Genomic DNA, 15,428 nt, shown 5'->3' with positions numbered 1-15,428 from the left:
ATAGCGGCGGCTCACGACTTGCTCCATGTCTAATACAACTTATTACAATCCGTCCATGTACGTAACAAGTCAGTCCGCACCGCGCGGCATGGCGCGCCGGGCCTGCCACTCGGGCCGCAGCAGGCTGTACATCTTGACGTCGCGCATCACGCCGTTGATGAAGAACGCCTGGCGCAGCAGGCCTTCCTGGGTAAAGCCGCATTTCTGCGCAATGCGCTCGGAGCCGATATTGAGCGGATCCATCAGCAATTCCAGCCGGTGATAGGGATAGGCCTGGAACAGATAGTCGACCAGCAGCCGGGTCGCCTCGCTGGTATAGCCGCGGCCGTTGCGCTGCGGATCGAACAGGCGGTAGCCGATCTCGCGGCTGGTCGGCGTGCGGCTCTTGAAGTGGGTGATGGTGCCGATAATGGCCTCATGCTGGTCTTCAATGATGAACAGCTCGCTGTCTTCGGTGACGAAACCGGTTTGCATGAAGTCGCGCCGGATCGCCTCGGGCGACTTGAGCTGTGGCGAGAAAAACGCGCCGCGCGAGGGCAGGTCGTTGACCAGCGCGATATATGTCGCCAGGTCGGCCGCCTGCAGATGGCGCAAGCTGCACAGTGTTCCTTTGATCATGATGTTTCCGGTAGCAAGGCAAGCCCCATGGTAAGCGATGGCGACGGCGCCGCGCAATCACGCGACGGCAAAGTTTCTGCAAACACAGATCAAATACGTTATCGTGCCGGGCTGCGCCGTGCATGGTTCATGCGTGGCGCACCGGCCCCATCCACTTTCACAGGACTCGCATGCCTTCCGTCATTCTTCGCCATACCCTTGTTTCCGTGCTGCTGGGCAGCGTCGTCAGCACCAGCGCCCTGGCCGCCGCGCCCGGCAATGATACGGCCGCGCTGGCGCAGGTGCGCGACACCGCGCTGCAAAGCGACTGGGCCTATGCGCGCCTGACCGACTTGACCGACCTGATCGGCCCGCGCCTGTCCGGTTCCGCCGGCGCCGCCGCCGCCGTCGAGCAAGTGGCCGCCACCATGCGCGGCCTGGGCGCGAAGGTCACCTTGCAGCCCGTGAAAGTGCCGCACTGGGTGCGCGGCGTGGAAACGGCGGCAATTGTCGATTACGCGGGCCGTCCGCACGGTGTGTCGCAGCGCGTGGTGCTGACCGCCCTGGGCGGCTCGGGCGCCACGCCAGCCGCCGGTTTGACGGCACCGTTGATCATCGTCAGGAGCTTTGAAGAGCTGACCGCGCGCGCCGCCGAAGTGAAGGGCGCCATCGTGCTGATCGACACCGCGTTCGACCAGGAAATGGCCGAACGCGGCCTGGCCGGCGCCACTTACGGCCAGGGTTCGCGCTTCCGTTTCAATGGCCCAAGGGCGGCCGCCGAACTGGGCGCCGCCGCCGCGCTGGTGCGCTCGATCGGCGGCGCCGATTTCCGCATTCCGCACGCCGGCGCCACCGGCCTCGAAGACGGCCAGCGCATCCCGGCCGCCGCCGTCACGGTCGAAGACGCCTTGCTGATCGGCCGCCTGGCCGCGCGCGGGCCGATGAAAATGCATTTGACCCTGACCCCGCAAAACCTGCCCGAGGCCGACAGCTACAACGTCATCGCCGACTGGCCCGGCACCGACAAGGCCGATGAAGTGGTGATCGTTTCCGGCCATCTGGACTCCTGGGACCTGGCCACCGGCGCGCATGACGACGGCGCCGGCGTGGTGGCGGCGATGGGCGTGATCGAGACCCTGAAAAAGCTCGACTACCGTCCGCGCCGCACCATCCGCGTGATTGCCTGGATGAACGAGGAGAATGGCGGCCGCGGCGGCCAGGCCTATTTCGAGGCGAACAAGCAGGCGCTGGGTAAACAATATGCCGCCATCGAAATGGACATGGGCGCCGGCCGCCCGTTCGGCATCCTGGCCAGCGTGGGTTCGAAATCGGAAAAGCTGTTCGCTCCTCTTCGCGCCGCCCTGCAGCCGATCGGCGCGCACGCCTTTACCCGCCGCGACGTGCTCGGTTCAGGCGACCTGCACCGCCTGGAAAAGGGCGGCGTGCCCAGCTTCGAGCCGCTGGTCGACAGCCATAATTATTTTCACTATCACCATACGCCGGCCGATACGCTCGACAAGGTCGACCCCGCCAACCTGCAGCGCAATGTGGCGCTGATGTCGTCGCTGGCGTGGTATTTGGCCAACCTCGATGGCGAGATCGGCAGGGCGCCAGAGCAGGAGTAAGCGCGGTGGGCGCGGTTACTGCGGCCAGTCCTGGCTGAGACCGGTGGTCTGGACCGCTGTTTCACCGCCCAGTTTGCTCCAGGTCGAGGAAGTCGTCTTTTTCGGAATAGTGATTGAGGCAAGTGACAAATTCGTCGATGCTGGCGTCCTTTTTTTGCGAGTAGGCCAGATCGATGACGTCCTGAAAATTCTGGCAGGAATAATGAAATTCCAGATGATTTTTCAGGACCTCTTCCGGATAGATCGTGTTGTCGTTGACATCGATTTCCACGCATTGCCCGACATATAAAACCGAGTCTGCGGTCAGTTCCGCATGTTCAGCGATATACACGTCATACAGATTCGCCGGTATATAGCGTTCTTTGCCATCCTGGTCGAAGTCGCGGTCGCCCTTGTTCTTGACGATGTCGACCAGTTCCTTGACGCCATATGAGCGGCCGACCTCCAATTTCATTCGTTCCCTTTGTTGATTTGTCTGCTCTTCAGCATGTTTGTCGCAGCAGCGGCGGTTACAGCGCGTTCAGCGGTATCTTCAGATAACGCACGCCGTTCTCTTCCGGCTCGGGCAGCTTGCCCGCATTGATGTTGACCTGGATCGCCGGCAGTATCAGGGTTGGCATGTCCAGGGTGGCGTCGCGGCCCGTGCGCAGGGCCACGAATTGCTCTTCCGTCACGCCGTCGTGCAAATGGATATTGCTGGCGCGCTGTTCGGCCACCGTGGTTTCCCAGCGCGCCTCGCGGCCTGCCGGCGGGTAGTCGTGGCACATGAACAAGCGGGTGGACGGCGGCAGCGACAGCAGGCGCTGGGCCGAGCGGTAGAGCAGGGCGGCCGAGCCGCCGGGAAAGTCGCAGCGGGCCGAACCGACGTCGGGCATGAACAGGGTGTCGCCGACAAACACGGCGTCGCCGATCTGGTAGGCCAGGTCGGCCGGCGTGTGGCCCGGCACGTGCAGGGCGCGTACCTGCAGCGCGCCGATATGAAACACCTGGTCCGGCGCGAACAGCTGGTCGAATTGCGAGCCGTCGGCGGCCGCACCGTCACGGTGGTAGACCTCGGCAAACGCCCGCTGTACCGCCTGGATCGCCGCGCCGATCGCCACATTGCCGCCCAGTTGCTGCTGCAGGTAAGGTGCGGCCGACAGGTGGTCGGCGTGGGCGTGGGTTTCCAGCAGCCAGCGGCATTGCAAGCCGTGCTCGCGCACAAAGGCGATCACCTTGTCGGCCGAGGTGGTGGCCGTGCGGCCGGACTTCGGATCGTAGTCGAGCACCGAATCGATGATGGCGCAGGCGCCGCCTTCGCCCTCGTGCACGACATAGGTGACGGTGGCGGTGGCGGTATCGAAAAAGGCTTGGATGCTGGGCGTCATCATGGCGGGTGCGGGGCGGACAGGGATGCTTATTATATCGCCGCGATCGTCTGAAAAATATCCCGGATCTCAATTTGATATGTAAAAACCGCATATCGATGACCGCGCCCGGCTTCAGCGTGTGCGCGTCTGTCCGGGCTTCGTGCTAATCTCGTTGCCACAAGGAGGAAGTCCATGAACGATACTACTGCACGCAGTGAACAATACCGCGGTTTCACGATCTCCGTGACGCCCCAGAAGGACAACGACGACCTGTGGGATTTTACTTACCACCTGCAGCGCGCAGCCGGCGCCGAGGGCGAGGCCAAGGATATCGAGCGCAGCCGCACCCTGGGCGGCTATGCCACCCCCGAGACCGCCTGCGTGGCCGGCCTGGAAGTGGCCAAGACCGAAGTGGACAATCTGCTGCGTCCCTGACCCAGGTTTGATCCAACGTAAATCGTTTCGCGTGCAAGCGCGTCGCCGCTGAATCTGATCGCGGCGCACGGCGCTTCATGCTACGATTTCCTTTATTGCGCAAGGAGGTAGCCCATGAACAGCAGTTCCAAGATCCACTACAAAGGCTGGGAAATCGTTCCCCTGGCCGTGCCGACCAGCGACGGCAAATGGTCGGCCAGCTGCGATATCGAACGCGCCACGGCAGAAGGCCTGGAAGTGTTCGAAGGTTCGACCATGCAATTCGTGCGCGACGACGAAGACGGCGCGATTGCCGCCGCCTGCGAAGAAGCCGTACGCCAGATCGACAATATCATCGCCAACCCGCTGGTGCGCCTCGCCTGAGGCCGGCCACGCACTGCTTTCGCAGCCGGTATCCGCCGGCTGCCGCTTCCATTGTTTCATCAATGTTTCACAGCGCGTTTCATTTTGAAATTTTTTGAAACGGGAATGAAACATCATGTTGAACACTGTGACATGCGCTGTTCCATCATACCCATCGCCATATCTTCCGCAAACCGCCGCCACACCGTCTTTTCTCCTATGCCGAGCGCTGTCTGGCGCGCTCAAATCGTCACCTGGCACGGCATTTGCAATAGCCATGTGCATAGCAGCTCCATGAAACATTCGAACCCATAAGGTGAACACATGAGTCTTTACTCCGCAGGTGCCGCGTTCCGCAAGGCCGTCCAGGAAGAATCCCCGTTGCAAGTGGTCGGCGCCATCAATGCCAACCATGCCTTGCTGGCCAAGCGCGCCGGCTTCAAGGCCATCTACCTGTCCGGTGGCGGCGTCGCCGCCGGCTCGCTGGGCCTGCCCGACCTCGGCATCTCGAACCTCGACGATGTGCTGACCGATATCCGCCGCATTACCGATGTGTGCGACCTGCCGCTGCTGGTCGACGCCGACACCGGTTTCGGCTCTTCCGCCTTCAATGTCGCGCGCACGGTGAAATCGATGATCAAAGCTGGCGCCGGCGCCCTGCATATCGAAGACCAGGTCGGCGCCAAGCGCTGCGGCCATCGCCCGGGCAAGGAAATCGTCAGCAAGGAAGAAATGGTCGACCGCATCAAGGCGGCTGTCGATGCGCGCACCGATCCGGATTTTGTCATCATGGCGCGCACCGATGCGCTGGCCGTCGACGGGCTGGACGCCGCGCTGGAGCGCGCCGTGGCCTGCGTCGAAGCGGGCGCCGACATGATCTTCCCCGAAGCGATTACCGACCTGGCGATGTACACCACCTTTGCCAACGCCGTCAAAGTGCCGGTGCTGGCCAATATCACCGAGTTCGGCGCCACACCATTGTTCACGGTGGACGAGCTGCGCGCCGCCGAGGTTGGCCTGGTGCTGTACCCATTGTCGGCTTTCCGCGCCATGAACAAGGCGGCCGAAAACGTCTATACGGCGCTGCGCCGCGACGGCACGCAGCAAAATGTGCTCGACACCATGCAGACGCGCATGGAACTGTATGAGTCAATCAACTATCACGAATTCGAACAGAAACTCGACGCGCTGTTTGCGGCGCAGAAGAAATAATCACCTACCCATATTCGGAGAACACGATGACCGCACCACAAGCTGCCACCTTCAAGCCCAAGAAATCCGTCGCCTTGTCTGGCGTTACCGCCGGCAATACCGCCCTGTGCTCGGTCGGCAAGACCGGCAATGACCTGCATTACCGCGGCTACGACATCCTGGACGTGGCCGACAGCTGCGAGTTCGAGGAAATCGCCTACCTGCTGGTGCACGGCAAGCTGCCGAACACGGGCGAGCTGAAAGGCTACAAGGCCAAATTGAAATCCCTGCGCGGCCTGCCGGCCAACGTCAAAGCGGCGCTCGAAGCGCTGCCGGCCGGCGCCCATCCGATGGACGTGATGCGCACCGGCGTATCGGTACTGGGCTGCACCCTGCCTGAAAAAGACGACCATAACGTGCCGGGCGCGCGCGATATCGCCGACCGACTGATGGCCTCGTTTGGTTCCATGCTGCTGTACTGGTACCACTACAGCCATAACGGCAAGCGCATCGAGGTGGAAACCGACGACGACTCGATCGGCGGCCACTTCCTGCACCTGCTGCACGGCAAAAAGCCGTCGGCCTCGTGGGAAAAAGCCATGCACACCTCGTTGATTCTGTATGCGGAACACGAATTCAACGCCTCGACCTTTACCAGCCGCGTGATCGCCGGCACGGGTTCCGATATCCACTCGGCCATTACCGGCGCCATCGGCGCGCTGCGCGGCCCGAAACACGGCGGCGCCAATGAGGTGGCGCTCGATATTCAGAAGCGCTACGACACCCCCGACGAAGCCGAAGCCGATATCCGCGAGCGCGTCGCCAACAAGGAAGTGGTGATCGGCTTCGGCCACCCGGTCTACACGATTTCGGACCCGCGCAACGTGGTTATCAAGGAGGTGGCGCGCACCCTGTCGCAGGAAGCCGGTTCGACCAAGATGTTCGATATCGCCGAGCGCCTGGAATCGGTGATGTGGGACATCAAGAACATGTTCCCGAACCTGGACTGGTTTTCGGCGGTCTCCTACCACATGATGGGCGTGCCGACGGCGATGTTCACGCCGCTGTTTGTTATCTCGCGCACCTCGGGCTGGGCCGCCCACATCATCGAACAGCGCATCGACAACAAGATTATCCGTCCGAGCGCCAACTACGTGGGTCCGGAAGACCTGCAGTTCGTGCCGATCAACGAACGCACCTGATGAGTCACGCCATGATGAACACCTTGCACCGCAAACCCCTGGCCGGAACCGCTCTGGACTACTTCGACACGCGCGCCGCGGTCGATGCGATCGCACCGGGGGCCTACGCCGGCTTGCCCTACACCTCGCGCGTGCTGGCCGAAAACCTGGTGCGCCGCTGCGATCCCGGCACGCTCGACGCTTCGCTGCGCCAGTTTATCGAACGCCGCCGCGACCTCGACTTTCCCTGGTTCCCGGCGCGCGTGGTCTGCCACGACATCCTGGGCCAGACGGCGCTGGTCGACCTGGCAGGCCTGCGCGACGCCATCGCCGCCCAGGGCGGCGATCCGGCCCTGGTCAACCCTGTCGTGCCGACCCAGCTGGTGGTCGACCATTCGCTGGCCGTCGAATGCGGCGGTTTCGATCCCGACGCCTTTGCCAAGAACCGCGCGATTGAAGACCGCCGCAACGAAGACCGGTTCGACTTTATCGACTGGACCAAGAAGGCGTTCAAAAACGTCGACGTGATCCCGCCCGGGAACGGCATCCTGCACCAGATCAACCTCGAGCGCATGTCGCCCGTGATCCAGGTGCAGGACGGCGTGGCCTACCCGGACACCCTGGTCGGCACCGATTCGCACACCCCCATGGTCGACGCCCTGGGCGTGATCGCCATCGGCGTTGGCGGCCTGGAAGCGGAAAGCGTCATGCTGGGCCGCGCTTCCTGGATGCGCCTGCCCGACATTATCGGCGTCGAGCTGAGCGGCAAGCCGCAGCCGGGCATTACCGCCACCGACACCGTGCTGGCGCTGACCGAGTTCCTGCGCAAGCAGAAGGTGGTCTCGTCCTACCTGGAGTTCTACGGCGAGGGCGCCGCGCACCTGACCCTGGGCGACCGCGCCACGATCTCCAATATGGCGCCCGAATTTGGCGCCACCGCCGCCATGTTCTATATCGACGAACAAACCATCAAATACCTGAAGCTGACGGGCAGGGAAGACGCCCAGGTGGCGCTGGTGGAAACCTATGCGAAAGCGACGGGCCTGTGGGCCGACAGCCTGGCCGGCGCGCAGTATGAGCGCGTGTTGCGCTTCGACCTGTCGTCGGTGGTGCGCAATATCGCCGGGCCGTCGAACCCGCACAACCGCGTACCGACCTCGGAACTGGCCGCGCGCGGCATTTCGGGCCTGGTGGAAAACGAGCCGGGCAAGATGCCGGACGGCGCCGTGATTATCGCCGCCATCACCAGCTGCACCAACACCAACAACCCGCGCAACATGATCGCGGCCGGCCTGATCGCCCGCAACGCCAACCGCCTGGGCCTCACGCGCAAACCGTGGGTCAAGTCCTCGCTGGCGCCGGGCTCGAAAACGGTGGAACTGTACCTGCAGGAAGCAGGGCTGATGGACGAACTCGAACAACTGGGCTTTGGCGTGGTGGCCTTTGCCTGCACCTCGTGCAACGGCATGTCGGGCGCGCTCGACCCGGTCATCCAGGACGAAGTGGTGGCGCGCGACCTGTACGCCACGGCTGTGTTGTCCGGCAACCGCAATTTCGACGGCCGCATCCACCCATATGCGAAACAGGCTTTCCTGGCCTCGCCGCCGCTGGTGGTGGCCTATGCCATCGCCGGCACCATCCGCTTCGATATCGAAAAAGATGTGCTGGGATTTGGCCCGGACGGGCAGCCGGTTCTGCTGAAAGATATCTGGCCATCGGACGAGGAGATCGACGCCATCGTCGCCGCCAGCGTCAAGCCCGAGCAGTTCCGCAAGGTGTATATCCCGATGTTCGCCAGGCAGGCGGACGATGGCATCAAGGTCAGCCCGCTGTACGACTGGCGCCCGCAAACGACGTATATCCGGCGTCCGCCCTACTGGGAGGGCGCGCTGGCCGGCGCGCGGCCCCTGAAAGGCATGCGTCCGCTGGCTGTGTTGGGCGACAATATCACCACCGACCACCTGTCGCCGTCGAACGCCATCATGCTCGATAGCGCGGCCGGCGAATACCTGGCGAAAATGGGCCTGCCCGAGGAAGATTTCAACTCCTACGCCACCCACCGCGGCGACCACCTGACGGCGCAGCGCGCCACCTTTGCCAATCCGACCCTGAAAAACGAGATGGTGATCGAAGACGGCAAGGTCAAAGCGGGTTCGCTCACGCGCATCGAGCCGGACGGCACGATTTCGCGCATGTGGGAAGCGATCGAGATCTATATGGAGCGCAAGCAGCCCTTGATCATTATCGCCGGCGCCGATTATGGCCAGGGTTCTTCGCGCGACTGGGCCGCCAAAGGCGTGCGCCTGGCCGGCGTGGAAGCGATCGTCGCCGAAGGCTTCGAGCGCATCCACCGCACCAACCTGGTCGGCATGGGCGTGCTGCCGCTGGAGTTTTTGACCTGCGTTACGCGCAAGACCCTGGGCCTGGACGGCAGCGAAACCTACGACGTGGTGGGCGAACGCACGCCGCGTTCGATCCTGACCCTGTTGATCCACCGCGCCAATGGCGACACCGAGGAAGTGCCGGTCACCTGCCGCCTCGATACGGCCGAAGAGGTGTCGATCTACGAGGCCGGCGGTGTCTTGCAGCGCTTTGCGCAGGATTTCCTGGAATCGTCCAAGGCTGCGTAGGTCGGATTAGCGGCGAAGCCGCGTAATCCGACAACACCGGCAGCGTCAACAATGTTGTCGGATTACGCGCGGCGTTGCCGCGCTAATCCGACCTACTTGGAAATAATATGGCTCACAAACCCCAAATCAAAATCCCCGCCACCTATATGCGTGGCGGCACCAGCAAGGGCGTGTTCTTCCGCCTGCAGGACCTGCCAGCGTTCGCCCAGGTGCCCGGCCCCGCGCGCGACGCCTTGCTGCTGCGCGTGATCGGCAGCCCGGACCCGTATGGCAAGCAGATCGACGGCATGGGCGGCGCCACCTCGAGCACCAGCAAGACGGTGATCCTGTCGAAAAGCGAGCGGCCCGGCCACGACGTCGATTATCTGTTCGGCCAGGTCGCCATCGACAAGCCGTTTGTCGACTGGAGCGGCAACTGCGGCAATCTGTCGGCGGCCGTCGGCGCGTTCGCGATCGCCAATGGCCTGGTCGATGTGGCGCGCATTGCGCGCGATGGCGTGGCGGTCGTGCGCGTGTGGCAGGCCAATATCGGCAAGACCATCATCGCCCACGTGCCCGTGACGAACGGCCAAGTGCAGGAAACGGGCAACTTCGAACTCGATGGCGTGACCTTTCCGGCGGCCGAAGTCAAACTCGAGTTTCTCGATCCGGCGGCGGAAGAGGAGGGCGCAGGCGGCTCCATGTTCCCCACCGGCCAGCTGGTTGACGATCTTGACGTGCCCGGCATCGGCGTATTGAAGGCCACCATGATCAACGCCGGCATCCCGACCATCTTTGTCGACGCCGACGCCATCGGTTATACCGGCACCGAGCTGCAGGACGCCATCAATGGCGACCCGGTGGCGCTGGCCCGCTTTGAAACCATCCGCGCCTATGGCGCCCTGCGCATGGGCCTGATCAGCCATCTGGACCAGGCGGCGCAGCGCCAGCATACGCCCAAGGTGGCCTTTGTCGCCAGGCCGGCCAGCTATGTGTCGTCGAGCGGCAAGCAGGTCAAGGCCGAAGAGATCGACTTGCTGGTGCGCGCCCTGTCGATGGGCAAGCTGCATCACGCCATGATGGGCACGGCGGCGGTGGCCATCGGCACGGCGGCGGCGATTCCTGGCACCCTGGTCAACCTGGCGGCCGGCGGTGGTGAAAAAACCAGCGTGCGCTTCGGCCACCCGTCCGGCACCCTGATGGTGGGCGCCGAGGCGGCGCAGGTCGACGGCGAGTGGAGCGTCACCAAGGCCATCATGAGCCGCAGTGCGCGCGTGCTGATGGAAGGATACGTGCGCGTGCCAGGGCAGGCGTGAGCGACAGATAGCCGGCAGGCTTGATTTTTTGCAGGATCGCAAGCTCGGCAGCAAAGGAAAATGGCATGGACGTACCCTTGAAGTCCGTGTTTTACCATCCATCCTGGAGCCGCCATGCTGTTTAATTCCTGGATTTTCCTGCTGGCCTTTTTGCCCGTCACGCTAGCCGGCTTCTTTCTGCTGGGCCGGCGCAGCCATTTTCTGGCGGCGGCCTGGCTGGCCGCCGCCTCGCTGTTTTTCTATGGCTGGTGGGACCTGCGCTATGTGCCGCTGCTGCTCGCTTCCATCTGCTTCAACTACGGCTGTTCGACCTTGCTCGCCAGTGGCCCGGCCGCACGCCGCAAAGCTTTGCTCATTGCCGCCATCGGCGCCAACCTGGCGCTGCTCGGCTACTACAAGTACGCGGGTTTCTTTGTGTCCAGCCTGGCCGCGCTGCTGGCCCAGCCGGTTCCCGCGCTGCAGGTGATGCTGCCGGTCGGTATCTCGTTTTTTACCTTTACCCAGATCGCCTTCCTGGTCGATACATACCGGGGGCAGGTGCGCGAACGGCGTTTTGTCCACTATCTGCTGTTCGTCACCTATTTCCCGCACCTGATCGCCGGGCCGGTGCTGCATCACAAGGAGATGATGCCGCAGTTTGCCGATCGCAAGGTGTTTCGGCTGTCGCAGGAAAATATCGCCGTCGGCGCCAGCATCTTTTTTATCGGCCTGGCCAAGAAGGTGCTGCTTGCCGACAATCTCGCTCCCCATGCCGGCGCCTTGTTCAACCAGCCGGGCGAGCCGTCGCTATTGATCGCCTGGAGCGGCGTGCTGGCCTATGCCTTCCAGCTGTATTTCGATTTTTCCGGCTATTCCGACATGGCCATCGGCCTGTCGCGCCTGTTCGGCGTCAAGCTGCCGCTGAACTTCGATTCGCCCTACAAGGCGGCCAATATCGCCGAGTTCTGGCGGCGCTGGCACATGACACTGTCGCGTTTCCTGCGCGATTATCTGTATATTCCGCTGGGCGGCAACCGCCATGGCGGCGCGCGCCGTTACCTGAACCTGATGGTCACCATGGTGCTGGGCGGACTATGGCATGGCGCCGGCTGGAATTTCCTGATCTGGGGCGCCTTGCACGGCGCATTCCTCGGCATCCATGGTGCGTGGCGCAGCCTCGGTTTTTGCGGGCAATCGGCGGCGTGGCGCATCGCCGCCACCGCGCTCACCTTTATGGCCGTCTGCACCGCGTGGGTGTTCTTTCGCGCGACGGATCTTCCCAGCGCGCTGGCCATCCTTGGCGGCCTGTATGGCGGCAATGGCATCGCCTTGCCCGATGCGCTGGCCCGGGCTCTGACGCCGGTACAGCCGCTGCTGGCGGCGATCAATGTGTCGTACTACCTCGGCGGCGGCGCGGCCTTTGTCGACAGCTGGACGTGGATAGCGATCGCCGCGCTGCTGGCCTTTGCCTGCCCGAACACGCAGCAGATCATGTGCCTGGCCGAACCGGCGCTCGATGCAAAACCTGTCATTAATGGCCTGGCATGGCGGCCGACACGGCGCTGGGCGGCGGCGCTGGCGGGCCTGGCGCTGGCCAGCATGCTGTCCTTGAACCGGCCCGCCGAATTTTTGTATTTTCAGTTCTAGGGGGCGGCGATGACTATTTTTGAGTACCGCCGCTTTCTGCTTGCCCTGTGCGCCTGCATGGCTTGCGGCGTGCTGGCCACCGTCGCCCTGGTGGTGATTGTCGATCCCTACGGCCTGTACCGGGTGGTCGATCGGCCTGGCTTCAACGCCGTCAAGCCGGGCCTGAGCCGCTACCAGGTGCAGATCAAGCAGGCGCACGCGCTGCGCCTGCGTCCGCGCGTCATCATCCTCGGCAATTCGCGCGCGGAGATCGGTTTTGACCCGGCCGCGCCGGCCTTTGCCGCAGCCCATGGCACCGTGTACAACCTGGCCATCCCCGGTACGGGCCTGGGTACCTCACACCATCAGCTCGTGCAATTGCTGGCCGCCGGCGTCAAGCCCGCCACCGTCATCCTGGGCGTGGAATTCATGGATTTCCTGGCGTTGACATCACCGTCCACCGCCAGCGCAAAACCGGCCGGCGCGCCGGACTGGCAAGCACCCTGGCAGTTCGACGCACTGTTTTCGCTCGCCTCCGTCAGGGATGCGATCCATACCCTGCGCATCCAGCACGATGCTGAAGCGGCCACCCTATCGCCCGCAGGCTTCAATCCCTTGCGCGACTATGGCGCGCATGTGCGCATTGATGGTTACCACAAGATGTTCGAGCAGCGCGCGCGCGAAAACGCCGCCACCCTGAAAAGAAAATCCGTCACCGCGCTGACCCAGGAAGATTTCCAGCTATTGCGTGCCTTGCTGGTGCAAGCGTCCGCCAGCGATGCTGCTGTCAAACTGGTGATTTATCCGTATCACGCGCAGTGGCTGGCGATGCTGGAAGCGGCCGGTTTGTGGCCGCTGTTCGAACAATGGAAGGCACAGCTGGTGCGCGAGATTGCCGGTGTCGAGGCCAGCCATCCGGGCGCCGCCATCACCTTGCATGACTTCAGCGGCTTTGGCACGTACAACTGCGAACGCATCCCCGCCGCCGGCGAGCGGAATGCCGCCACGCGCTGGTACTGGGAAGCGGGGCATTTCAAGAAGGCTTTGGGCGACGTGGTGCTGGCGCGGCTGTTGTCGCAGCCTGGCCTTGGCCTCGATTCAAGCTCGCTGGTGGCCAATACCCGGCGTATCGCGGCCGAAAGGCTGGAATGCATGGCGACCCAGCCCGGCGTATTTTCAAGCGCCACAAAAATGTTTGACCCGCGTGACAGACCGCGCGGCGAAAAACCGCTGTAACGACTTTATAAAAAACCACGGAGGAGACATGAGTTTTGCCCAGTTTTACCAGCACTCGATCGACCACCCCGACGCGTTCTGGCGCGAGGAAGCCAAAAAAATCGACTGGCATACGCCGTTTGACCAGGTGCTGGACGACAGCCGCCCGCCGTTCGCGAAATGGTTTGTCGGCGGCACCACCAATCTGTGCCACAACGCCGTCGACCGCTGGGTCGGCAGCCGTGGCGACGCAGCGGCGCTGATCGCCATTTCCACCGAAACCAATACCGAACGCAGCTACAGTTACCGCGAGCTGCAGCGCGAAGTGGAACGCTGCGCGGCGATCCTGCTGTCGCTGGGCGTTGCCAGGGGCGACCGCGTGCTGATCTATATGCCGATGATCGCCGAAGCGGCGTTCGCCATGCTGGCCTGCGCACGCATCGGCGCCATCCACTCGGTGGTGTTCGGCGGCTTTGCCTCGAACAGCCTGGCCAGCCGCATCGACGACGCGCAGCCGAAACTGGTGTTTTCCAGCGATGCCGGTTCGCGCAACGGCAAGGCGATTGCCTACAAGCCGCTGCTGGACGAAGCGATCCGCATCGCCGCGCACCAGCCCGAGCATGTGCTGCTGGTCGACCGCCACCTGGTGACTATGGAGCGCGTAGAAGGGCGCGATGTCGACTACGCCACCCTGCGCGAACAGCATCTCGAGGCGCAAGTGCCGATCACCTGGCTCGAATCGAACCAGGTGTCCTACGTGCTGTACACCTCGGGCACCACCGGCAAACCCAAGGGCGTGCAGCGCGACGTGGGCGGCTATGCGGTGGCGCTGGCTTCGTCGATGCAGTACACCTTCTGCGGCAAGCCTGGCGAGACCTTTTTCGCCACTTCCGATATCGGCTGGGTGGTCGGCCACTCGTATATCGTCTATGGCCCCCTGATCGCCGGCATGGCCACCATCCTGTACGAGGGCTTGCCGGTCTGTCCCGATGCGGGCATCTGGTGGAGCATCGTTGAAAAGTACCGGGTCACGCGCATGTTCTCGGCGCCGACCGCGATCCGCGTGCTGCGCAAGCACCCGGTGGAACTGATGCGCAAATACGATCTGTCGTCCCTGAAGGCGCTGTACCTGGCCGGCGAACCGCTCGATGAAACCACCTCGCAGTGGATCGCCGGCGAGCTGAAGGTCGACATCATCGACAACTACTGGCAGACCGAAACGGGCTGGCCGATATTGTCGGTGGCCAGGGGCGTGGCCGATACGCCCACGCGCCTGGGCAGCCCCGGCCTGGCCATGTACGGCTACAAGGTGAAATTGCTCAATGAATCGACCGGCGAGGAATGCGGTGCGAATGAAAAGGGCGTGCTGGTGCTGGAAGGCCCGCTGCCGCCAGGCTGTCTGCAAACCGTGTATGGCGACGACCAGCGTTTTGTCGACACCTACTGGTCGACCTTCGCCGACAAGCAGGTGTATTCCACCTTCGACTGGGGCCTGCGTGACGCCGACGGTTATTACTTCATCCTGGGCCGCACCGACGACGTGATCAATGTGGCCGGCCATCGCCTGGGCACGCGCGAAATCGAAGAGAGCATTTCCAGCCACCCGAATGTGTCCGAAGTGGCGGTGGTCGGCATGGAAGACAAACTCAAGGGCCAGGTGGCGATGGCCTTCGTGATCCTGAAAGACGCGCGGCCGGCGGAAAGCACCGAGGGCAGGGCGCTGCTCGAGCGCGAGGTGATGGCCGTGGTCGACCGCCAGCTGGGCGCCGTGGCCAGGCCAGCGCGCGTGCTGTTCGTACCGCAATTGCCGAAGACGCGCTCGGGCAAGCTGCTGCGCCGCTCGATCCAGGCCATTTGCGAAGGACGCAGTCCGGGCGACCTGACCTCGATCGAAGATCCGGCGTCGCTTCAATATATCAAGGCAGCGCTGGCTTGAGCAATCTGGACCAAGGTTTATCATTCG

13 protein-coding genes are annotated in these 15,428 nt (G+C 63.3%); 10 read left to right on the top strand and 3 right to left on the bottom strand.

The annotated features are described in order from the left end of the window. Positions 1–69: 69 nt before the first annotated feature. The gene (locus tag ASR47_RS18250; protein WP_065309196.1) at positions 70–618 is read right to left on the bottom strand and encodes a GNAT family N-acetyltransferase; all 549 of its coding nucleotides are present in this window, start codon (positions 616–618) and stop codon (positions 70–72) included. A 170-nt stretch (positions 619–788) separates the two neighbouring features. Here ASR47_RS18250 and ASR47_RS18245 point away from each other — a divergent pair, with 170 nt between their 5' ends. Beyond that, positions 789–2,222: a M20/M25/M40 family metallo-hydrolase gene (locus ASR47_RS18245; protein WP_065309195.1), complete on the top strand. Its 1,434-nt coding sequence runs from the start codon at positions 789–791 to the stop codon at positions 2,220–2,222. A 61-nt stretch (positions 2,223–2,283) separates the two neighbouring features. Here ASR47_RS18245 and ASR47_RS18240 read toward each other — a convergent pair whose 3' ends face one another. Further along, positions 2,284–2,676: a DUF7716 domain-containing protein gene (locus ASR47_RS18240; protein ID WP_065309194.1), complete on the bottom strand. Its 393-nt coding sequence runs from the start codon at positions 2,674–2,676 to the stop codon at positions 2,284–2,286. A 55-nt stretch (positions 2,677–2,731) separates the two neighbouring features. Beyond that, complete coding sequence (locus ASR47_RS18235; protein WP_065309285.1) at positions 2,732–3,589, bottom strand: MBL fold metallo-hydrolase; 858 nt, start codon at positions 3,587–3,589, stop codon at positions 2,732–2,734. A 174-nt stretch (positions 3,590–3,763) separates the two neighbouring features. Between ASR47_RS18235 and ASR47_RS18230 the strand changes: the two genes are divergently transcribed. From ASR47_RS18230 to ASR47_RS18190, 9 genes are all read left to right on the top strand, one after another. Next, a complete protein-coding gene (locus tag ASR47_RS18230; RefSeq protein WP_065309193.1) occupies positions 3,764–4,006 on the top strand; it encodes a hypothetical protein in 243 nt (80 codons plus the stop codon). 114 nt (positions 4,007–4,120) lie between these two features. Then, a complete protein-coding gene (locus tag ASR47_RS18225) occupies positions 4,121–4,369 on the top strand; it encodes a hypothetical protein (RefSeq protein ID WP_065309192.1) in 249 nt (82 codons plus the stop codon). A 303-nt stretch (positions 4,370–4,672) separates the two neighbouring features. Next, entirely contained in the window at positions 4,673–5,560 is an 888-nt protein-coding gene (prpB, locus tag ASR47_RS18220) for a methylisocitrate lyase (RefSeq protein ID WP_065309191.1), read from the top strand. Positions 5,561–5,586: 26 nt separating this feature from the next. Beyond that, positions 5,587–6,741, top strand: coding sequence for a bifunctional 2-methylcitrate synthase/citrate synthase (gene prpC / locus ASR47_RS18215; RefSeq protein WP_065309190.1), 1,155 nt, complete (start codon positions 5,587–5,589; stop codon positions 6,739–6,741). A gap of 14 nt (positions 6,742–6,755) precedes the next feature. Continuing rightward, positions 6,756–9,350, top strand: a complete 2,595-nt coding sequence (gene acnD / locus ASR47_RS18210; RefSeq protein WP_065309284.1) for a Fe/S-dependent 2-methylisocitrate dehydratase AcnD — start codon at positions 6,756–6,758, stop codon at positions 9,348–9,350. A 107-nt stretch (positions 9,351–9,457) separates the two neighbouring features. Beyond that, positions 9,458–10,645 (top strand): 2-methylaconitate cis-trans isomerase PrpF, encoded by a 1,188-nt coding sequence (gene prpF / locus ASR47_RS18205; protein WP_065309189.1) that lies wholly within the window; start codon positions 9,458–9,460, stop codon positions 10,643–10,645. Positions 10,646–10,759: 114 nt separating this feature from the next. Further along, complete coding sequence (locus ASR47_RS18200) at positions 10,760–12,271, top strand: MBOAT family O-acyltransferase (protein ID WP_065309188.1); 1,512 nt, start codon at positions 10,760–10,762, stop codon at positions 12,269–12,271. 9 nt (positions 12,272–12,280) lie between these two features. Beyond that, the gene (locus ASR47_RS18195; RefSeq protein ID WP_150127866.1) at positions 12,281–13,486 is read left to right on the top strand and encodes a hypothetical protein; all 1,206 of its coding nucleotides are present in this window, start codon (positions 12,281–12,283) and stop codon (positions 13,484–13,486) included. A 28-nt stretch (positions 13,487–13,514) separates the two neighbouring features. Then, on the top strand, positions 13,515–15,401 hold the full coding sequence (locus ASR47_RS18190) for a propionate--CoA ligase (RefSeq protein WP_065309186.1): 1,887 nt from the start codon (positions 13,515–13,517) through the stop codon (positions 15,399–15,401). Positions 15,402–15,428: the final 27 nt, after the last annotated feature.

The sequence above is a fragment of the Janthinobacterium psychrotolerans genome, assembly GCF_001677885.1.
Classification (GTDB): Bacteria; Pseudomonadota; Gammaproteobacteria; order Burkholderiales; family Burkholderiaceae_D; genus Janthinobacterium; species Janthinobacterium psychrotolerans.
The sequence above is the reverse complement of the archived record's forward strand: the minus strand, read 5'-3'. Positions and strand labels throughout refer to the sequence as shown.